This is a genomic window from Zavarzinella sp. (assembly GCA_041399155.1).
Lineage (GTDB): Bacteria > Planctomycetota > Planctomycetia > Gemmatales > Gemmataceae > JAWKTI01.
On sequence record JAWKTI010000001.1, the window covers coordinates 1472511 to 1494203 of the forward strand.

15 protein-coding genes are annotated in these 21693 nt (G+C 45.6%); 11 read left to right on the forward strand and 4 right to left on the reverse strand.

What is annotated here, in order from left to right:
• Positions 1-12: 12 nt before the first annotated feature.
• Positions 13-1812 (reverse strand): translation elongation factor 4, encoded by a 1800-nt coding sequence (lepA, locus tag R3B84_06180; protein ID MEZ6140142.1) that lies wholly within the window; start codon positions 1810-1812, stop codon positions 13-15.
• A 118-nt stretch (positions 1813-1930) separates the two neighbouring features.
• On the opposite strand from lepA, the gene R3B84_06185 reads away from it, so the two are divergent.
• Positions 1931-2431, forward strand: coding sequence for a TlpA disulfide reductase family protein (locus tag R3B84_06185; protein MEZ6140143.1), 501 nt, complete (start codon positions 1931-1933; stop codon positions 2429-2431).
• Positions 2432-2532: 101 nt separating this feature from the next.
• Here R3B84_06185 and R3B84_06190 read toward each other — a convergent pair whose 3' ends face one another.
• Positions 2533-3771, reverse strand: a complete 1239-nt coding sequence (locus R3B84_06190) for a TIGR03790 family protein (GenBank protein ID MEZ6140144.1) — start codon at positions 3769-3771, stop codon at positions 2533-2535.
• A gap of 273 nt (positions 3772-4044) precedes the next feature.
• Here R3B84_06190 and R3B84_06195 point away from each other — a divergent pair, with 273 nt between their 5' ends.
• From R3B84_06195 to R3B84_06225, 7 genes are all read left to right on the forward strand, one after another.
• On the forward strand, positions 4045-5316 hold the full coding sequence (locus R3B84_06195) for a Gfo/Idh/MocA family oxidoreductase (GenBank protein MEZ6140145.1): 1272 nt from the start codon (positions 4045-4047) through the stop codon (positions 5314-5316).
• A 102-nt stretch (positions 5317-5418) separates the two neighbouring features.
• Complete coding sequence (locus R3B84_06200) at positions 5419-6882, forward strand: aspartate aminotransferase family protein (GenBank protein ID MEZ6140146.1); 1464 nt, start codon at positions 5419-5421, stop codon at positions 6880-6882.
• A gap of 12 nt (positions 6883-6894) precedes the next feature.
• Positions 6895-7824: a metal ABC transporter permease gene (locus R3B84_06205; GenBank protein MEZ6140147.1), complete on the forward strand. Its 930-nt coding sequence runs from the start codon at positions 6895-6897 to the stop codon at positions 7822-7824.
• A 181-nt stretch (positions 7825-8005) separates the two neighbouring features.
• Positions 8006-8983, forward strand: coding sequence for a permease (locus R3B84_06210; GenBank protein ID MEZ6140148.1), 978 nt, complete (start codon positions 8006-8008; stop codon positions 8981-8983).
• Positions 8984-8992: 9 nt separating this feature from the next.
• Positions 8993-9916: a hypothetical protein gene (locus tag R3B84_06215; GenBank protein MEZ6140149.1), complete on the forward strand. Its 924-nt coding sequence runs from the start codon at positions 8993-8995 to the stop codon at positions 9914-9916.
• Between the two features lie 312 nt (positions 9917-10228).
• Complete coding sequence (locus R3B84_06220; protein ID MEZ6140150.1) at positions 10229-11197, forward strand: hypothetical protein; 969 nt, start codon at positions 10229-10231, stop codon at positions 11195-11197.
• A gap of 1 nt (position 11198) precedes the next feature.
• Positions 11199-12323 carry a hypothetical protein gene (locus tag R3B84_06225; protein MEZ6140151.1) on the forward strand — a complete coding sequence of 375 codons (1125 nt, stop codon included), beginning with the start codon at positions 11199-11201 and terminating at the stop codon, positions 12321-12323.
• 11 nt (positions 12324-12334) lie between these two features.
• Here R3B84_06225 and R3B84_06230 read toward each other — a convergent pair whose 3' ends face one another.
• Complete coding sequence (locus R3B84_06230; protein ID MEZ6140152.1) at positions 12335-13036, reverse strand: hypothetical protein; 702 nt, start codon at positions 13034-13036, stop codon at positions 12335-12337.
• Positions 13037-13350: 314 nt separating this feature from the next.
• Positions 13351-14181 (reverse strand): glycosyltransferase family 2 protein, encoded by an 831-nt coding sequence (locus R3B84_06235; protein ID MEZ6140153.1) that lies wholly within the window; start codon positions 14179-14181, stop codon positions 13351-13353.
• Between the two features lie 219 nt (positions 14182-14400).
• On the opposite strand from R3B84_06235, the gene R3B84_06240 reads away from it, so the two are divergent.
• The 3 genes from R3B84_06240 (at position 14401) to R3B84_06250 (ending at position 21651) form a co-directional block, all read left to right on the forward strand.
• The gene (locus tag R3B84_06240) at positions 14401-14871 is read left to right on the forward strand and encodes a hypothetical protein (GenBank protein ID MEZ6140154.1); all 471 of its coding nucleotides are present in this window, start codon (positions 14401-14403) and stop codon (positions 14869-14871) included.
• Positions 14872-15093: 222 nt separating this feature from the next.
• Positions 15094-18477 carry a tubulin-like doman-containing protein gene (locus R3B84_06245; protein ID MEZ6140155.1) on the forward strand — a complete coding sequence of 1128 codons (3384 nt, stop codon included), beginning with the start codon at positions 15094-15096 and terminating at the stop codon, positions 18475-18477.
• A gap of 174 nt (positions 18478-18651) precedes the next feature.
• Positions 18652-21651: a tubulin-like doman-containing protein gene (locus R3B84_06250; protein MEZ6140156.1), complete on the forward strand. Its 3000-nt coding sequence runs from the start codon at positions 18652-18654 to the stop codon at positions 21649-21651.
• Positions 21652-21693 lie beyond the last annotated feature (42 nt).

Sequence of the window (21693 nt, forward strand, 5' to 3'; positions counted from 1 at the left end):
AATTTCCCTCAGTTACTGATCAGATTCCAATACCGCCAGGAATGCCTCCTGGGGTATCTCTACTTGACCAATCTGTTTCATTTTCTTTTTCCCAGCGGCTTGTTTCGCCCACAGTTTGCGCTTTCGAGTGATGTCACCCCCATAGCACTTAGCGGTGACGTTTTTTCGAAGAGCAGTAATCGTTTCACGAGCAATCACACGGCTGCCTATCGCTGCCTGCAACGCAATCTCAAACATGTGACGATCAATTTCTTCTCGTAGTTTCGAGATTAGTTTTCTCCCACGTCGCTCTGCCTGATTGCGGTGGACGATAATGGACAGCGCATCCACTTTTTTAGCGTGCACCAGAACATCCAATCGAACCAGATCAGCAGGGCGGAACTCGAGAAACTCGTAATCCATGGTTCCATAACCGCTGGTAACAGATTTTAGCTTGTCGTACAAGTCGTAAATCATTTCTGCGAGGGGCAATTCGTAACTGATAAAAACTCGTTCTGGAGACAAATATTCTGTTTTCAGATAGATCCCACGACGATCTGAAGCCATCTGCATGATGTCGCCAATGCATTTCGATGGAAGCAGGAAATTAATTTTAACGATCGGCTCTCGAAATTCCTTGATTTGTCCTGCATCTGGTACATCTTGTGGGTTGTTCACCAGGATTTCGGACCCGTCGGTCTTTAAGATCTGGTATGTAACGTTTGGTGCTGTGTGGACCAGGTCAAGTTCACAATCACGCTCGAGCCGCTGCCCAATGATTTCGCGGTGCAACATTCCTAGAAAACCACACCGAAATCCAAACCCAAGGCCTTCAGACACCTCTGGTAAGAAGGTAAAGCTGGAATCGTTCAATTTTAAGCGGTTCAGAGCTTCCCGGAGTTGCTCAAAATCGTTGTTGTTGACAGGGTATAAACCCGAAAAAACCATTGGTTGTGGCTCTTTATAGCCAGCAAGTGGTTCCAGGGTGGGGTTGTCCGCTTCGGTGATCGTGTCACCAATGTGAACTTCCTGAATGTTTTTGATCTGGGCTAATACAAAGCCTACTTGTCCGGTTCCGAGTGAATCGCAAGACACCATATGGGGTCGAAACTGACCCAACCCAACGACAGTGTATTCTTTCCGTCCGCGCATCAGAACGATTTTCTGGCCAATTTTCATCGTGCCTTCAAAGATGCGGATGTAAATCACCACGCCTTTGAATGAATCAAAATGGCTGTTGTATATCAAAGCTTTCAGTGGGGCCGAGGGATCACCGGAAGGTGGGGGTACCCGATCAATAATTGCATGAATCAGATCGGGAACTCCAATACCCGTCTTACCGCTCACCATGAGGCAGTCTTCCGCCAGCACACCAACGGCAGTTTCCATTTCAGCCATCACTGCTTCTGGGCGGGCAGTAGGGAGGTCGATCTTATTCAACGCAGGAACGATGGTCAGATCATTTTCGATCGCAAGGTACGCATTGGCAACAGTTTGCGCCTGAACTCCCTGAAATGCATCGGCGAGGAGCACCGCACCCTCACACGCTGCCAGACTACGAGAGACTTCGTACGTGAAATCCACGTGACCAGGGGTATCGATGAGATTTAATTCATAATCTTCGCCCTGGTAACGGTAATTCAGGGTGACAGGGTGCATTTGAATAGTAATGCCCCGTTCACGCTCTAAATCCATACCATCCAGAAGTTGCTCACGGAATTCACGCTGAGTGATGGTTCCCGTTTGCAACAGAAACTGGTCGGCAAGGGTACTTTTCCCATGGTCGATGTGGGCTACAATTGAAAAATTGCGAATATATTTCGGCGCAGGCATATTCCAGCGTCGTTTCCTGTAATTTTGACTACCAGATCATTGTAGCACGGTTGGCCAGATTTTCCAGTAGTAGAAAACGCGAGTAGGCACGTAATTCGATTTATTCAGGAGAGTATGGATGAAAAATTTTCTAATGATGATAGCTTTCTCATTTTGTTGGCAGATTGATGCCCCAAGTGCGAGTGCAGATGATGTGAAACTCGAGAAGGTTACATTTGAGCAGCTGAAAAAAGCCGTTGAAAGCCACAAGGGAAAAGTGGTGGTCCTGGATATCTGGGGGACTTTTTGCCCACCTTGCAAAGCGAAATACCCCCACTTGGTGGCCATGCACCACAAACTGAAAGATAAGGGATTGGTTATCATTAGTCTCAGCGTGGACTTCACGGATGAAGAAAAGGATGTGGTAGATTTCCTGCAATCGCAAAAAGCGGTATTTCCGAACTATCTTTTGGATGACTCGGAGGAAAATAAGGTAAAGTGGGACAAAATATGGCAGCACAACAGCCTTCCTGCAATCCACATTTTCGGTAAAGACGGCACAAAAGTAGAATCCCTTATTGGTGAAAAAGCTGGCAAAATGCTGGATGAAATTGTCGAAAAACATCTTGTAGTCAAATAAGCATACGCAAACAAATTACACATCAGTTAATTAAACGTAAGATTCTTACCATTGAGTTAATTGGAGTTAAAATACTTCCAACTAAGTAACTTATATATTAACTATTTATTTTTCTCAAACAACAAGGGTGCTCCACGTGGGCTGAGCTGGATATCTTCAACTTTCATTAACCCCATCCCACGAAAGGGGTTATAGAGTGGATCGCCAATACACGTCATCATCCAGCTTGTTAAAACGGTGGTGCGTCCGAAGCACTCGGCGAGAGTGTATTGCCCAGTAAGCACGTGGGAGAAAAATTCTGCCGGTTTCGGAAAGCCAATCGTATAAGGTTCTCCCACAGGTCCCAGGGTGACAGCGGCCCCAGTGCGTAAGAGGTTAGGGCACCAGTATGGCGCATCTTTTCTTTTCAGCGACACCGCTTCGGAACTGGCGAGGTGCCAAGCAATCGCGCCTGGTTTGAACTGAAAACTCGGGATAAAGCTGGCATGGGAATACCACCCGGAGTAAAAAATAGCATCCGGGCAACTATCTTTGGCAAACAATTCCTGTTTGTTGTCAAGGATGGTTTCAATCTTTGCTCGTTTCAGAATTTCTGCTGTTTCACGGTAAGACTCATCGTAACCAGAATATCCAGTCCCCGAATCTTTTCCGGCTTTGGGGTCAAATCGAAACCCACGGGCATCGATGTAGGCTTTACCCACCAAACCAGATTTTTCTGCTTCGATTGCGTCGGTAATTAGTCGTTTTGCTACATCAACAGTGGGAGCATCGATACGCCCGGTTAGAAATACTTTCGCGGGGATCTTTTTCGGTGGTGCCTTCCAGTAAAGTGGATTAACCTGCCAACGCTGCAGTGGGTAATCCGGCCACAGTACCAACATCAGTTCACTGTCGACTGCTGCCACGCTTTCGCGGAAACTGAGCAAACGCTCCTGAGTCCGCAAGCGATTTTTCTCTTCTTCAGATGTGGATGCCTCAAGATCCTTCCGAACCTGAATCACAGCCGCACGTTGTTCATCCGATAGGACGGGTGCCTGAACCCGAAGTGGCACACCATAAAAAGTGACCAGGCATAAAACCCCTGGAAAATCGGCCAGTTTTTTTCTCAATGGTGCAGCTAGTTTGTCGTTGTAATCCTTGCGAGAAATGTCCTCTGTTTCGGGAAGGGGAAACTCAACAATGTTCTGAACTGGAACACCACGGAGGTTACAGTAATCGAGGGCAAGGATCTTTGATTCTTTTATGTTGCTGTTAACAATCAGTAAGAGTTCTTTTGGTTCCAAGGCTGAACCAGAAACAACGAACAGCAGGCTTGACAAGGCTGAGATCAGCAATTTCATTTGGGAGGTCTCCAGAAAGTGGTTCTTTTGGAAATGATATTGGAACTGGTGACATTCCAGCATGTAGTTGTGGTCAGGTAAAATGCAATCAATTACTTAACATAATATACATTATCGGACGTTATGAGATTGACAATCTGCTTGAATCTGCATGGGGCACATAAACTACAAACGTCCGATAATCTATCTTATGTTAAACTTGTGATCACTGACTCCCCTTGAAATTACGTGGTTTTCGCTATCCTGTTCGCAAACAGTCGAATCTGGGGCTTTATGAAGACGATCAAAGTCGGAATGATTGGTGCGGGAATGATTTTTGAAGAAACCTATCTTCCATTCTTTTTGAAACAGTGCAGTCGCCCGCTTTATTCCGTTGGTACCGGTCCAGTCCAGGTGCAGCTTTACGGGATTGCTTCTCGCACTGGAGCGAGAGCCCAAAAATACCTGCAGCTTTTTCAGGATAGCAATTCCACTGTGCGGAATCTCGCGGGACAAACTGCTTTGACGGAACTGTTACAACATGTAGATGTGGTTTGTGTTGCCACGCCAGATGATCGCCATTTTGAAATCGCTCAACAGGCGTTACTTGCTGGGAAACATGTATTGATCGAAAAACCGTCGGTACTTTCTCTGACAGAATTAGATCGTCTGATCCAGTTGGCAGCAGATCAGCAGAAATTGTGCAAAGTGGTTTACCACAAATTATTGGATCCCGACCATAAACGATTACGCACCCTTGTGTTAAACGGCACACTTCAGCATGTAAACAACGGGTTTTGTTCCTTGCTGGAACCCCGGCAGATATCTGCAAATCAGTTTTCAGAGTGGATCAAGGGTAGGAACCCAGCTACCTACGTCGCAATCCATTACGTAAAGTTAATTGATTTCACCTTCAATTGTGATTGGAAGTTGAAACGCGTCGCTGCTACCGGTCAGCGTGGAATTGTTGCTTCCCCGGATTCACAGACATGGGACTCGGTTCAGCTGCAGATCACTTACCAATATCCTGATCGACGGGAAGCTACTTTTGACATCCACACCAGTTGGGTAATGCCCGACAATTTTCCTGGTTACGTAGAGCAAGAAGTGCAGTTTCGTTTTGACAATGCCCATTGGAATGCACACCAACGGAAACGTGGTGTTGAGTTGGCTGTAGTTGGTAAGACTCCAGAACTGTTGAAGGAAACACCAAACCACCATTATAATGCCCTGCTCACCGAACCCTGGAACGAAACTACTCAGCGGGGGTATGGTATTGAAGTAATTGAACGATTTTTTCAGGAACTGGCGTTTGTGGAGTTTGCCGAAGAGAAAGACCGGAAAGCTCGCTACGATGAGATTGCTCAATTAGAATATAACGACATCCGCAGTGATCGTAATTCTGTTGCTGTGGTTCAGTGCCTGGAAGTAATTCTTGCGACGTATGCTAGTGAAGGCGAGTGGACGGTGTGCGAGTTTAATAACAGTAGTGGTAGCGTGATTCAGCGTTATTTTGATGGTAGAAAGTCGGTCATTTCCTCCACAGTAAGCGATTCTCTGGTTTAAAGGACCTTCAGAGCAAGTTTTCTCCTTTCTGCCATAGCAACTGACAATCGAGACGCTTACAATGATCTTGGTAGGTGAAATACCTGTTAAGTTAGGCGAAAGATGTCAAACCCTGCAATCGTACACCCTTCTGAAATTGCCTCTAATGCAGAGAGGGCCTCTGCGCTCAGTTTCGAGCCCAAAGGTTTACGCACATTTACGCCCACCCAGGCAGTGATCAGTAAAAGTCAGGGCGTATTCCATTGGACACCAGAAAATCGTCGACTGTACGATTTTACTTCTGGTGTGCTGGTAGCCAACCTGGGTCATAACCCGGAAAAGTGGCTAAAGAAGCTTTTCAAATACATGAATTGGCCCACGAAGGGTTTTCCAGAATCTTCATCGAATGGTAAATCGGATCTGGCGTATTTACCTGCTTTGCCACTCACTGCATATAACGCATTTACTCCCGTGGAATCGGAAGCAAGTAAGCGACTGGTATCGTTACTTCGACGCTCTCAGGGTGGTGGCAGATTACACCAGGTCATGTGGGCTGCATCCGGTTCTGAAGCGATTCAGAAGGCATTGTGGGCAGCAATGGGTCGTGACAAAACACGGCAGATGATTATTGCAACGCGACACGGATTTCACGGCAAAAAGGGGTTATCTGGTGCGGTTTCCGGTTCGGAAAATGATACAGAGCGTGACCCTCGGGTGCAATTCATTGGCTTTCCGATGAAAGAGATCCACGATCTTGATATGCGAAATCAGCCATTCGACCCACAACCCTATCGCCAGGAACTTGATCAGCTCAAGGCGCGTTTTGGCCGTAAGCTAGGCGTATTGATTACGGAACCGTATCTTGGTGGGGGTGGCTCCTATCACCCCCCGAAAGTGTATCTGCAGATGTTGCAGCATTTTTGTAGGGAAAATGACATTGTCTTTATTCTTGACGAAGTTCAGGCGAATTTTGGCAGAACCTCCAGGATGTTTGCGTTTGAACATTATGAATTAGAACCGGATATCGTGGTGTTAGGCAAAGGGTTGGGTAATGGCGTTCCAGTAGCTGCGGCGGCTGGTCGCAAAGATCTGTTCGATGCCCTGGACTATGGTGATGCATCTGATACTTGGAGTGCAAATCCATTAAGCAGTGCAGCAGTTTTAGCCACGCTGGACATTTTTGAAACTACGAACATCTTTGAAAAAGTCGCAGTAGTCTCTGATATTATCGAGCAAGGGCTGATCCAATTGAAACAATTTCCGTTCATTGGAGCTATTCGTGGTGAAGAACGTGGAATGGTTTGGGGGGTTGAAACAAAATCACACGATGGCTACTCAGCAAATGAATGGGCCAATGCATTTGTTCTTGCATGTTACAAAGGAGTCGGTGGCGATGGTATTCATTTGTTAGGTCCACTTTCAAAAAAAGTGATTCGTGTGTCTCCTCCGTTGACCATCACACTCGAAGAAGCGACCACGGCAATGAAACTAATGACCGATTCTCTGAAACATCTTCATGAACTGGTTTCGTCGATTAATCGTAATCAACCCAATCAGAGTTTGGAATTTGCACAACCTGTTGTTTAACTGAGTTTTCCCTTGTTTGCAGCCACCAGTCCCCTGTTAGAGCAAATCGGCGAACCATTTGGCATGAGTGGTTTTCAGATTGGAGCTTTCGTTGCCGTAGGTCTGATTTGCATCATTTGTGGGCTCATCGGTCCGTTTGTTGTAGGCAATCGCATGGCATTTTTCTCAGATGCGATGGCGCACTGTACTTTTGCTGGCGTCTCTTTAGGTATTCTCATCACTCTGGCCGTCGGCTTATCGCCTGGAAGCAAAGAAATGCAGTGGTTAGTGCCACTGATTATGGCTTCGTTTGGTGCTCTGATTGGTGTGGGAATTGCCTACGTTCGGGAAACCACCGGTTTGTCATCGGATACTGTAATCGGTGTCTTTTTCGCTGGCGCCCTGGGCTTCGGCTCCATGCTTCTGAAAGCGATCCAGGACCGCAACGTATTTGATCCAGAGCGATTCCTGTTTGGCGGCCCAATTCTGGTAAACTGGTTTGATATTCTAAACCTTGTCTTACTGTTTGTGCTGGTTCTCATTATTCTTGCATGGAAAACCAACGACTTTCTGCAGATTGCAGTGCATTCCAGTCTCGCACGGTCACGAGGAGTTCGCGTGACCTGGAGTAACTACCTGTTTATCGTTTTACTGGCATTAATTGTGAACTTTTCTATTTCTGCAGTGGGGGTACTACTGATAAATGCAATGCTGATTGTGCCCGCTGCCACTGCATCGAATATTACCCTGAACTTACGACAGATGTTCCGCTACAGCATCATTTTCAGCATTGGATCTGGATTTGTGGGATTGCTGTTAAGTTTTTATCGCTTTCAAATTCCTGGATTCAAACGATCGCTTGAATTTGGTGCCAGTGGCACAATCATCTGCATCAGTGTTGGGCTATTTGCATTATCGATGGTCATTCGTAGTCTCAAACAAAAATTAGTGAAAACTAATTAATTTTCGCTTTGCCAGCACAATGAAACCGTTCTAATCGGTGGCTGAATCCACATTCCAATCTCGGGTGGGTGTGTTTTTCGGCATAATTCCCTACCTCATTAGTCCTTCAGTACTTCTGGAGGTACTTTTGAGAACCTCAACCCCTAAAACAACGTAATACTCTCATTATCGAGACGAAAAGATGAACCAAGCCGTTTTAGAACTTGCCGCGATCACAATTTCCGTAATCTGGGAGGCATTCCCCTTCGTCGTTATCGGTGCGGTGCTGGCAGGGATTCTTGAAGAAATGGTTCCCCAGCAGGCAATTGCCAAACTGATTCCCAAAAATACTTTCCTTGCAGTGCTGATTGGTAGTTTGCTTGGGATAGTGTTTCCCATGTGCGAATGTGGGATTGTCCCAGTCATGCGAAGGCTTTTACGAAAGGGATTGCCACTGGGTACGTGCGTCGCCTACATGCTTGCAGGTCCAATTGTAAACATTGTTGTGATTAGTAGTACCTGGATTGCATTTCGAAGATACGGATACGGTGAAGAAATGGTCTATATCCGCGTCGGAATGGGGATTATCACCGCTGTGGTGACTGGCCTGATTATCCAGAGTATGTTTCGAAAATTGGGGAATTCCATGCTGAACCCAATTTCGATTCCAGACGCAGACAAATCGACTACCACTGCCCTGCCCCAGGTGCACCCATCCGAAAATCGGGCTGGCGAAAAGGCGAGTTTATTCAGAAGGCTCGCAAATATTTCGGAAACCGCGTTACACGACTTCATCGACATCATGGTTTTTCTGACCTTGGGTTCGTTTCTGGCTGCGGGAGCGAGACTGTTTATTCTCGAGCCTAACGAAGCAATTGCTGACACTTTTTATGGCAATCCATTCATCAGCATCGGGGTAATGATTTTCATTGCCTTCATCATGTGTTTGTGTAGTGAGGCAGATGCATTCGTGGCTGCCAGCCTGACAAAGTTTTCAATTGCTTCGAAGATCGCATTCCTCGTGTCTGGACCGATGGTCGACATTAAATTAATCTTTATGTTCTCCCGCGTATTTCGAGCTAAAACGATTATCACCATCGTAGCAGCAGTCTGGATACAGGTTTTCTTGTATAGTCTGTTAGTCCATGTCTATGTTTCGAAATTTGTTAAACCGGAATAGGAGTTACCCATGGCACATAGTCACGCCCATGGCAACGATAACAACTATGTTATGGATCAGATCTTTACGGTTCTGGTTTCAGGTGCATTAGCGATTGTTGCCATCATGATGCACCAGGATGGCACGTTGGAAAAAATTCTGCAGAAGTCGTTTTGGCCATTCGTCCTCGGCGGGGGCATAGTGGTGATGTTGCTGGTGGTTATCCGGGCAGCGTCGCTTTGGCAAGCCGCAAAAGCAGAGCCCGTTCCGGCGGAACACTGCGACCACCCATCCCACGGCCACGAACATTCTCATGATGAATCGGAACATCATCACTCCCACAACCACAGTCATAGCCACTCGCACAGCCATGCACACTCAGCCGTTGAAGAAGATGAAGAGGACCACCACGACCACAACTGGGCACCATGGCGGTACATGGTACTAGCTGTTCCGATCTTTTTGTACCTCCTGGGCTTTCCCAAAGGTGGCTACAGTGAAAAGCGGCTGGCGATGCAGTTGGGAAATGCGGAATTCGGCAATGTCCGCGTCCCCCTCTCCTCAGTGGTGGGTGGGATTGCCTGGACGAAGGCGATGCCAAATCGTGGCGAAATCAATCTGAAATTCCCAGAATTGGCTGATGCTGCTCCACGGAAAACAATGCGAGAAAACTATACCGATCGTGTGGGCACGATTTCGGGTCAGTTCTGGCCCCAGGGTGACAAACAGTTTACTTTGTATTACCTGAAAATGACCTGTTGTCGGGCTGACGTTGTTCCTGTAAAGGTGACCATTGTCGCACCGGAGACTCTGCAAGGTGCCCAAAAGTCGGAATGGGTGCGTGTGAAAGGGGTAATTTCATTTCAACAGTCCGAAGGAGAGTGGATTCCTATCATCACTGTAGAAGATATGAACGACATAGTTACTGGGGTGGAACCGGTCAACTACGATTAATATTGGCAATTTTGAAAAGAATTTCCACATTCCCTGTCAGCTTGTTCGTGTAATTAGTGCTAGTTCGCTTAGAATAAATTAAAGAAAGGCGGGAGGGAAATAATGTTGATCCGAATTTTATTTGTTGCCATTTTTGCGATCTGCCCCACTACGGTACTGTTAAGCTGTCCTTTTTGTGCACCGGAAGGCGAATCTTTCCTAACCGAAATCCAGCAGGCAGATTTTGTAATCTTTGGCAAACTGCAAAATCCTAAAAGAACTGACCCTGCAAACTTTGCAGTAGGTGAAACGGAGTTAGTTCTGGATACCGTTGTGAAAAGCCACGAATATCTAAAAAACAAGGCTTCTGTCTTGATTCCCAGATATATCCCCACCGATCCAGACAATAAGACAAAGTACCTGGTTTTCTGCAAAATGTATAAAGGCAAGGTAGATGCATATCGTGGAGAAGCGGTGGATTTCAACAGTCCCATCGCAAAATATCTTCAGGATGCAATGGCATTACAAACCAAACCGATCGAAACCCGTCTGAAGTTCTATTTCTCTCACCTCGAGTCTCCTGACTGGTCTGTGTCTGCTGATGCCCTTCGTGAGTTTGCCGTTGCTGATTACAAAGATGTGGCAAAAGTTGCAGCGAATTTTTCACCAGATCAACTGCTGAAATGGCTTCGGGATCCCAATACTTCCTCAGTGCGATACGGATTATACGGTATGTTGTTAGGACATGCGGGCACCTGGGAAAAACATGGTTCAGCTTTAAAAAAAATGCTGGATGATCCCAAGGTCAGAGAAGCATCCGGATTTGATGGACTGCTTGCAGGATTTATTCTTCTGAACAAACAGTCTGGCATGAAGTATGCGAAAGATCTTTTGTACGATACAAAAAATGAATATCTCTTGCGGTATGCTGTGATGCGGGGACTGAAGTTCTTTCAGGATTATCGCCAGGATATCATTTCTCGAACAGAAGTTGTTGAAGTACTCACCCCCCTGCTCGACCAGGAGGATTTATCTGACTTGGTCATTGAAGAATTTCGTCGGCAGGAAGTATGGTCACTGGCAGGCCAGATTGTCCAATATTTTGACAAAGAAGGATTTGATGTCCCTTTGATCCAACGCAGTATCATGCGTTATGCTCTTGCTGCACCAGGGGACTGTTGGCCGGCAGTTGAATTGTTGGAACGAATGCGATCTGACGTTGACAGCAAAGAGATTTTAGACGATATAGAGAATATTCTAGAATTGGAGATGAAGTCCAGTTCAATACCATCCTCGGAATGAAATGCGTAGCTGGTTAATTGCACTTCTGTTGTTGCTTGGGGAATCTCGAATCATATTTGGCTGTAGTTATTGCGATCCAGCTTTTCGCAATCGACGAACAATACGGGAAGATGCGGTTACTTGTCGTGCTGTTGTGATTGGGTATCTCGATAATCCACAAATCATCGCAGAGAAAGGCAGCACCGATCTGGTACTTACGAAGGTATTAAAAGCACACGAGGGAGTTACCGACAAGCGAACGATTACCCTGCCCAAATGGATTCCATTCGATCCTAAAGCCCCACCAATTTTTTTGGTGTTTATTGACCAGTATGAAGGAAAAATCGATCCTTTCCGTGGGGAGCCACTTTCTAAAAACAGCTCAGTTGAGTACCTTCAGGAGGTGATAGCATCTAACAGCAAAGATTCTGTAGCACGCTTAGAAATTTGTTTTCGTTATCTCGATCATCCAGATAAAACAATTGCCCAGGATGCCTTTCTGGAATTTGCCAAAAGCAGTGATGGAGATGTTATCAAAGCGGCCAAACGATTCGACCTCAAAAAATTACGCAGCATGTTGCTGAACAAAGAGACTCCAAATGAAAGGCTTTCGTTGTACGCATTTCTGTTAGGTCAAGTAGGTACCAAAGAAGATGTTCAATTGCTTGAACATTTATTGGAACGATCTTCAACAAGAACCACGGCTATGCTTACCGGAGCGTTGGCAGCATTGATCCAATTAGATGCAAATCGAGGCTGGCAAGTTACGCAAACGATGTTGCAAGAGAGCCAACGACCCTACGAAGATATTCTGGCTATTCTTAGCATGATGCGCTATACCAAGAACTTTCATGAGAAAGAATATCAGGAACAGTTAACTCGAACCTCTCTCTTGGTGCTGTCGAGATCTGATCTGGCCGACATTATCATCGAAGATTTACGTAACTGGAAATACTGGAACCACACTGAATTAATTCTCCGCAAGTATGGGCAGCAGGATTACCAGTCCCCGATTGTGAAATCAGCGATTATTCGATATGCCCTCTCTTGCCCTGAACCGCTTGCAGTTCAATTTGTTAAGAAAGTGCAAGCCCAGGAGCCAGAATTGGTTGCCGAAATTTCGCAGTTGTTGAAACTGGAAAAATGAACCCCACGTTATCATGGAAATGTGAACGAGGCTGTTGCATCTTTACCTTGGTTACCGAGGTCAATATCTGCAGATTTGCGGAATGGTGCAGCCCAGGTACGGTGGTATATTGTCTGATATTCCGGATCGAGCAACTCATTGTGGATTTCCCAACTCGATAATTCAGCAATCAGCCGATAGCGACCAGCTGGAATACCGCTCAATTCAAAATTCCCGGTTTGATTTGTGATGGTATAAAACGGGTGCCGAGTAACGTATATTGATGCCCCACTCCAAAAATGTCCAGATCCGCTTGTTACTTCTACTCTACCCGGATAATTCATCCGATAAGGAACGACTTCATGGGACGTGGGCAATTTCAGCGTAAAAAAATCGGCATTCCGAAATCGAATCGATTCCTGCAGTGCAGTGAACGCAGTAAGTGAAACCTCTTCCCCTTGTCGAACCAGACCTACTTGGGTTGAAGGATTTCCAATCTGAAGAATTCGTAGCGAAGTCTTTTCAGAACAAATGGTCAGTGGGGGAAAACTGCCAGCAATTTCATTTAGTTGTGGGTCGGGTTCCAGATAAACCACGACTCCAGCCAACCCGCCAGAATTTTCATGAATCTGTGGGACAAATGCTGGAGGTATATCTAGCAATTGTTCTGCCAAATATGGGCGAGGAGGAATCAATTCAGGCACAATGACAGGTGGATCGCCTTTCCAAGTCACCACTCCCCTGATCTTCCGATCGCCTTTTTCTTTGCTGAATATTTCAGATATCTGGGGTGAAACTAGCCCTGTCTGGGGTTTTCTAACGCCTACCGAACCCCAAGAACTTATCCAGTAAACAGCAAAGACTCCACAAATTATCCAGATTAACGATTTTGACATTCGAACAGTTGTTTGGTCATTAGTTTAATGCGAAAACCCAGATTGGCGCCTTCAATCGGTTGGTGATAGTTCCGGCAAAAAAATGAGAGAAATCTCATTCTCGCCAACATCCTGAATACTCTTGATTTAGCCAGCAAAAACATGACAAAGAGTTAATCTTTTAGCCAATACCGACAAATACAGTATAGGGCGTTAAACGCATCTTTTAACTTAATCTTCTTCCCTTCTTCATAAGTTCTACCAGAATAACTGATTGGTATTTCGTATATTCGCCAGGCTGGGTTGCGTTTTTTGGCAATTTTGGCGGTCACTTCTGGTTCAAAACCGAATCGATTGGATTTCAGCTTGATGCTTTGAATCACTTCCCTACGGAAAACTTTGTAACAAGTCTCCATGTCGGTAAGATTCAGGTTTGTAAAAAAATTGGACAGTGTAGTAAGCATTTTGTTGGCGATTGAATGCCAATAATAAAGCACGCGGTGGGATTCGCCGATAAACCTGGAACCATACACCACATCTGCTTTTCCTTCGATGATTGGTTGAATTAACTTGGGATATTCGGCGGGATCATACTCCAGATCAGCATCCTGCACGAGAACAATATCCCCGGTTGCGTGCTGAAAACCAGTACGAAGTGCAGCACCTTTTCCGCGATTCATTTCATGATAGACGATGGTAATGTTTGGTATGTTGCTGTATTCGTTCTGCAGAATGGTTCTGGTAGAATCTTTCGAAAAGTCGTCTACAAGGATAATTTCTTTGGGAATAGGTACTTCCTGTACCCGGCGAATAATCTCTCGCACCCACCTTTCTTCGTTGAATACGGGAATGACCACGCTCAACTTGAAGCCGACAGGGATGGGATAAATTCCAATCTGGCGGGCAGCACCTTCTCCGAGGAGTTTGGTAACAAATTCTGCACGCATGTTGGGATCGTCCGCAAAAGTTTCAACGAGCCGATAAAGTTCGTTTTGTTCCGACATCGAATAACTACCTAAGACAAAATTTCAATTTACGAATTTATCGGCTTTTCAGTCGGTGCAATCGTGATTTTTCCCCTGAAGTAGTGCTCATCTCGCCAGAAAATTACCTGATCGAAAAATTCACCCATTTTCAAGTTGTTTTTGCAATAAGTTCCGTATTCCTGTTTTGCAGAAGATCCTGAACTGCCGAATGATCAAATGTGTAAACTGGGACTGATCATGTCAAACGTTGCTGTGTTGTTGTTGGAATGTATCTCGCTGTCAATCACAGGATATTCTTACCCAAGTAGTTACGGATTAAGTGCTTACGAAAGAAAATTTGAATTCCGCTCCCCCCTGCCCCGCCCCACTTACGTGCTGCCTGGTGAAAACTCATTAAGAATAAATGAGAAAACTGGAGTAATGGCAAACTCAGTGGCTCGTCCTGTATACGTTCCCAAAGCAGGTCCGGTAGTTACTGCCAGAATGCTGCCATCAAATGGTAATATTGCAATTTCGCAATATGGTAATCCAGCAAACAATTCAATATACGATTCCAGTCCAGCAAAAAAGTCATTGCCAGTAATCCTTACCGGCTTTCATACCACGCAAGATGCGGAAGATGGCGAGGATACGCCAGACTATATTCAAACCACACTTGGTCTGCGCCCTGCAATCAAAGTAATTCGGGCAGTGCAACTACCACGATGAGTTTTGCCGAATTTTATGCACCACGTTCGAATAGGGATTAGAAACTAATCACCAAAATTCAGTTCTGACCAAAATAAATTTGCTCGCGTGGTGAATCATGTTCAAATATTCCAAATTTCGATGCCATTTTTGCTCTAAGGTTTCCAGTTTTAAGCTAGTGTTCAGATGGGTAAATAGAACTGCGGGTAATTACTGCAGGAGGGTTTCTGCTTGTCGTTACTGGTGAATACAGAACCAATTCCTGGTTATCGATTAATTGAACGGATTGGCCGAGGTGGCTTTGGCGAGGTTTGGAAAGCGGAAGCCCCGGGCGGTATCCTCAAAGCAATCAAACTTGTTTATGGAAACATGGAAACCATCGGCGAACAAGCCGAAGGTGCAGAGCAGGAATACAAATCGATCAATCGCGTCAAGTCGATCCGCCACCCATTTGTGTTGTCACTCGAACGTTTTGAAATCGTTCAAGGACAACTGATCATTGTCATGGAGTTGGCTGACCGTAGTTTGTGGGATCGCTTTCTCGAGTGCAAAAAGCGTGGACTCCAAGGGATCCCACGGGAAGAATTGTTGCGTTACATGACGGAGGCAGCCGAAGCACTGGATCTCCTGAATATCGAATACCAGATTCAACATTTAGATATTAAACCGCAGAATATTTTCCTGATCCACAACCATATTAAGGTGGCAGATTTCGGGCTGGCCAAAGATCTGGAAGGTCTACGTTCAAAAATGACCGGAGGTGTCACGCCTACTTACGCACCACCAGAAACGTTTGAAGGGTGGGTAAGCCGTAGTTGCGACCAATATAGTCTGGCGATTGTCTACCAGGAAATGCTTACAGGTGCTCGACCTTTCCAGGGAGAAAATACACGCCATCTGATCATGCAACACATGACTGCAAATCCCGATTTAACCAGTCTAGATCCTTCGGATCGACATGTCATTCATCGGGCTTTGTCAAAGCAACCTGACGACCGCTACCCCACCTGCGCAGCGTTTGTAGAAGAGCTGAAACGGGGTAACCACCGAACAGCAAACTATGTTCCTGGAAGTACACCTACTAATTATCTTGTTCCACAAGCGAAGTCAACGAAAGCCCAGCCAGCTCAGTCCACGAATATCAACAAGCCATTGAGTACACACTCAAGGCCTTTACCGGGCTTAGTAACTGTTTCACAGAAATTATCGACAAAAGTTGCTGAAGAAGCAGAACGCGCGAAACAGCACTTTTCATCCTCTGAACACTTCCACACGAATGAAAGTTCTGAAAAATGCTACTGTTTAGCACCAACTATCGTTGTGGGGTTGGGCGGTTTCGGACTTGAAACACTTGTTTCCCTGAAAAGGTCAATTGCCGAACGATTTGGACGCTCTACCCTGCCCCACATGCGATTACTTGGGATTGACACTGATCCCGGGCATATTGAACAGCAGACAAATCAGTTAAACCGCTATCCATTGAATTCAGACGAAGTGGTTCATGTGGGATTGCAACGTCCAGGATACTACATCACGCACTCCAAGCTGAGTGATGTCGAACGCTGGGTGCCATCTGAAATTTTACATGCCATCCCGAGAAACCACAGCACTCTTGGGTATCGAGCTTTAGGTAGATTAGCTTTTGCAGATCACTTTGCGTTGATTTTAAAAAAAATCAAACGATTTATTTCTGAACTAAGTGATCCAAAGTTGCTAGAAGAATCAAATAAACTTACTGGATTGGAAACCCGAAGCCGGGATCTGGAGATTTGCATCATCAGTTCGTGTGGAGGTGGTACTGGTTCTGGCATGTTAATTGACTTAGCATACCACTTGAAATATGAACTTTATCTTGCTGGATTTCCTGCAAGTGTTGCTGGTGTCATAGCACTGCCCGAACTTACAAAAGCAGCTACCGATGCAAATGTAAATGCATTGCTGCAGGAATTGTCCTATTTCTGTAATTCATCATCCAACTACCAGCCAAAATTCTTGCGTAGTGAATCAAATTTTGCTGATGATGGCCCGCCATTTTCACGAATGTTTTTTCAGCCTTATCGAGAGCCTGAGAATTCTGCAAAATCGAATGGTCCCGTTGCGACTGCTCAATTGACCCACTCGTTGATGTTCAGTCCGATTGCCAAAACGATCAGCAACAATATTCATCCACAAACGGTCCATCTGGTTGGTTATCGTAAGAGCATCTGGCCTCGAAAAACAATCGTCACAATGACTGCTAGAGACTTAGTGGATCGATTATTGGAAAAATGGCGAATTGCGATACCTAATACGGAAGATATGAAGGAGATGATGGCTTCGCTTCCCAAGAAAGTTGGGTTGAACCAGGTTCAGATAGAAAATGCGATTGAAGAATCGATTGGTATGGCGCTCAAGGGGAATGCAACCCAGTACATCAATCAGACTTTTGATATGCTCTCTCAGCCAATTGGGTCGATGATTGTACCTGAATCAGAAATCATATCGCGTATCACCATGCTGATGGGCATGCCCATCTCTGTTCAATTGACTGTACCAAGTCAATTGAGTAACTGGTGTACCGAATCGTTGCAGGCTATCTTGCAGTCAAAAAGCAAACGGTTGTCTGCATTCTTCATCTATGTGGCTGAAAATCCCAAATTCAGACTGGGCGGGGTGATCCAACTGATCCAAAATTGGGACCAGGAATTGCAGCAGCAGGTGTCGTCAATTCAACTCGAACAACAGGCGATTTCCAGTATCCTCCAGGAAAGTTCGTTTGAAGTCGAAAATTACATATTGACATTGTTGAACGCAAAAAAAACTACTTCAAAGAAGGCAGTTGAAATAGACGCAATCAACAGGATCAAAGAATGGTACCTTGCTAAATACCGGACAACAATTTTGACACATGTTGCCCAGTTTTATTCCACTTTGCACAACCAGATTACCGATTTTGTGAGAGATTTTAAGTCGTGTCAATCTAGCTTGTCACATTTTCAGGAAGTGATCAGAACCAACACCATCACCGTGGGGGCACTCGTACGGCCAAAAATCAGCGATTTTCTCCTCCACGCAGACGCCACGAATATTGCAGAAGAGATCAACTATTTCGCAAAGATACTTCCCAGAACGACGCTTGATGAGCTTGATGCCAACATTGGTGCAAAAATTAAAGCTGATTTTCATTCTCTTGTAAATATCTGTTTGAAACCGCACGAATATGAAAGATCGCTCATTTCTTTGTTGACCGATGAGTGCATCAAAGCTGCTGAAAAATATGTCCCAAAAGAAACTACTACCCAGGTTTTGACGTCTAAACTGCACAGCAGGCAATCGATATTCGAACAGATTCAAGAGTTAATTGATCAGTGTGGGATCGCACTGTCATCGTTTGCTATGGTGCCAAGTGAAAGAAAAACTCTCCTTGGACTACCCTTTTGCAAAGACGATTCCGTCCAACAAGCAATTACTGCACGACTCACAAATACAGTCTACCACACGATCGCCAAGGACGATGGCTTAATTATTCTAGAAGATCAGAAGACGAATTTGAACGAACTGATCCGTCAAATACGTATCATCAATGAAGCTGAAGAACATCTAGGTTCAATTCCATTTCCCCATTCCCGCTATGATCTACGGTGGTAAAAATTTCCGGTCCTGCCTGAATTTCCGGTTGTAACAGATTTAACTTGCTACATTTTTGGAAAGTAAGATTTAACAAATTTGCGGAATGCAACTGTGTGAACTATGCTCCAGTACGTAGTGTTCCGCGTAGTGGCGTGCACAATTCTGATAAACGTATCATCTTGAAGTACAACAATGGGTTTTCAAGCAACTGCGAATGCCGAACCGGTTCCTGGATATCGCCTGATCGATCGATTAGGTGGTGGGGGATTCGGTGAAGTCTGGAAGGCCGAGGCACCAGGTGGACTGCACAAGGCAGTCAAAATTATCCACGGAAGCATGCATGCAGTTGATGATGACAGCAATTATCATGCACTGCAGGAACTAAAAGCTTTAAAACGCTTACAGGCGATTCGCCATCCATATCTTCTCTCCCTGGAACGCTACGACATTATTGACGGTAGGCTGTTCATTGTGATGGAATTGGCCGATTGCAATTTGTGGGATCGCTTCAAGCACTACCGTAACCAAGGCCAGCTGGGGATTCCACGCGCTGAATTGCTCGGCTATCTAAGGGAATCCGCTGAAGTGCTGGATATGATGAACAAAGAGCATCAATTACAGCATCTCGATATCAAACCACAAAACCTGTTTCTTGTGTATAACCACGTCAAGGTAGCTGACTTTGGTCTAGTGAAGGATCTGGAAGGGATTCAGGGTACGATTACGGGTGGAGTCACGCCTGTTTATGCTGCGCCTGAAACTTTTAATGGTACTATTACCCGTTTCTGTGATCAATACAGTCTCGCAATCGTTTATCAGGAATTACTAACCGGTGTTCGACCTTTCGCCGGAACTACGGGACAGCAATTATTGTTTCAGCACTTAAAAGAAGCCCCTAATCTCGCACCGCTGCCTCCCGCCGATCGTGCTGCTGTGGGACAGGCACTCGCAAAAGAGCCTTCAAGCCGCTTTCCAACCTGCATGGACTTTGTGAATGCACTGCAACATACTGGCGAGCCCTTGCGCACCAGCGGTAGTTCGACGACAAATACGCCTGTGAGCATGTTTACGCCACAGCAAGAGGCGTTCCGATCACCATTGCAAGATCCGATGGAAACCCCGCATACTCAGCTACGTTCAAAGCCGTTTGAACGCGATGCAGTTGCGGGCACTTCAATGGCTGATTTCGTGATCCCAGTGAAAAATGCACCACCGGAAATTACAGGAAATGGTGCACTACGCCCAGCAATCATTATCGGCGCGGGTGGGGTTGCAATGGAAATGTTGAAAGCATTCCGAATTCAATTGCGTGACCAATTTGGTGACCATCGTAAAATTCAGACATTAAAACTGATTTATATCGATACTGATTCGACAGACCTTCAGAATGCGATCATTGAAGGAGCTGGAGCACTGCTGCCAAACGAAGTAGTCCCCGCCAGACTGAACCGCCCAGCACATTATCTCAAACCACGCAGAAATGGCCGAAGTCTCATAGAAGGCTGGTTTGATGCATCCCAACTATACAAAATCCCGAGAAATCCTGTAACTAATGGCATGCGCTCTTTGGGTCGACTTGCGTTTCTGGATCATTATCGGGTCATTTCAGATAAATTATCCACCTCGATTCAGGAAGCAACAACACCTGATGCAATCACTCGTACGGATTCTTTCTTGAAATTGGGAATGATGACCAATCGCCCGATTGTTTACGTGGTCGCAGGACTAGGAGGTGGCAGCGGTAGTGGTATGATGCTTGATCTGGGTTACATGGCACAACTAAAGTTGCGTCATCTTGGTTACCAGAATCCGGAAGTTGTTGGTATCTGTTTGCTGCCAGCTGCGATTAAAACGACTCCTTCCCAGGCAATGGCGAACAGCTATACGGCATTGAGAGAGATTTTTCATTTTTCTCAACCAGATACGACATTTAAAGCACAGTATGAAGACAAAGATGGTGCAATTTCGGAGTCTGCAGGTCCATTTTCCAGATGTATGCTGGTTCCAATTGAACCGGGCAAGTCTGGCCGATCCAGTTCACAACTCGAAACCAGGTTAACTACGGTAATTGAAACGTGCGACATATTGCAGCAGGAATTATTCTCCAATTCCAGTCGCGGACTCAATGAACTCCGCAAAAATATTGTTGCTGACAATTCAACAAACCCATTCCAGGTGCTGGGGCTCGCGTCGTATTGCTGGCCACAACATGCACTGCTGAGCCGCTCTGCACGTTGGTTGTCAGCATCGGTGCTCTCACGCTGGTTAAGTGGTCGAGCCGATATCATCAGCGAGTATGTGCAGAAATGGCTGCATTCCCGATGGGAATCAGAGCAGTTACTGCCCAAATTTTTGATGCAGAAATTCACCCAGGCGATTGAGCAGAAATTGAAATCGCCACCCAAAGATATGTTCAGCGAAGCTGCTGAACAATTTATTCAGAAAGGGTGGTTTGCGAAAGACCCCGATCCGATCAAACTGCAGGCTGCATTATCTCGACTTGTCGCATTTCTTGGGATGCCAGATGAACGCTCGATGCAGCGTACTGTCGGAACACTGGAAAACTTCCTTGAACAAAGCGCTGACAATCTGGCTGGAGAATTGGAATCTCGGTTTTTACGACTCGCAATGACTTTATTTGAACACCCGGATTATCGTTTGATCGGTGCATTACAAGCCACCGTTCAAGTACAAGAAATCATTGAGAGTTTTCTTGCGGATCTACAAAACAATTTCACAACTAAGGCAAGCAGTTGTTTGGAGGCCTATTACGCCATTTTCTATTACCTCAATCCACCAGAAGGTGCGAAACGGAGCAGTAATACAGACCTTGGAAAAGCATTGCACACGTTTGCGGTCAATCGATACGAGAGCCTGATTGAACGTCAGGCATTTCGACTCTTTAGTGCGATCAAACAACGAATTGGTGATCAGCAACAACAATTTCAGTTCAGCAAAACCAAACTCGAAGAAGTGTGTCGAGAAGTGGAAGCAGTGATCGATCAGCGGATGCCCACTCCCGACCGAATGCTTCTTCCCAAGGGATACCGACGTTTGAAGCGGCTGAACAAATGCTTCGTCAAGCAATCACGCAGGATGACATTCGCAGATTCGATAAACAGTTGCAAATACGGATTGAAAAAGAGTTCAACTCACTCTTTAATGTTTGTGTTTCAACGACGCGTGGGGTAATTAACAGTTTCCGACAAGTGGTGGAATCACAGGCAAAAAGTT

Excerpts from the sequence above, each read along its gene's own strand:
- lepA (MEZ6140142.1), bottom strand. The coding sequence starts at position 1,812 with ATGCCTGCGCCGAAATATATTCGCAATTTTTCAATTGTAGCCCACATC.
- R3B84_06185 (MEZ6140143.1), top strand. The coding sequence starts at position 1,931 with ATGAAAAATTTTCTAATGATGATAGCTTTCTCATTTTGTTGGCAGATT.
- R3B84_06190 (MEZ6140144.1), bottom strand. The coding sequence starts at position 3,771 with ATGAAATTGCTGATCTCAGCCTTGTCAAGCCTGCTGTTCGTTGTTTCT.
- R3B84_06195 (MEZ6140145.1), top strand. The coding sequence starts at position 4,045 with ATGAAGACGATCAAAGTCGGAATGATTGGTGCGGGAATGATTTTTGAA.
- R3B84_06200 (MEZ6140146.1), top strand. The coding sequence starts at position 5,419 with ATGTCAAACCCTGCAATCGTACACCCTTCTGAAATTGCCTCTAATGCA.
- R3B84_06210 (MEZ6140148.1), top strand. The coding sequence starts at position 8,006 with ATGAACCAAGCCGTTTTAGAACTTGCCGCGATCACAATTTCCGTAATC.
- R3B84_06215 (MEZ6140149.1), top strand. The coding sequence starts at position 8,993 with ATGGCACATAGTCACGCCCATGGCAACGATAACAACTATGTTATGGAT.
- R3B84_06225 (MEZ6140151.1), top strand. The coding sequence starts at position 11,199 with ATGCGTAGCTGGTTAATTGCACTTCTGTTGTTGCTTGGGGAATCTCGA.
- R3B84_06235 (MEZ6140153.1), bottom strand. The coding sequence starts at position 14,181 with ATGTCGGAACAAAACGAACTTTATCGGCTCGTTGAAACTTTTGCGGAC.
- R3B84_06240 (MEZ6140154.1), top strand. The coding sequence starts at position 14,401 with ATGTCAAACGTTGCTGTGTTGTTGTTGGAATGTATCTCGCTGTCAATC.
- R3B84_06250 (MEZ6140156.1), top strand. The coding sequence starts at position 18,652 with ATGGGTTTTCAAGCAACTGCGAATGCCGAACCGGTTCCTGGATATCGC.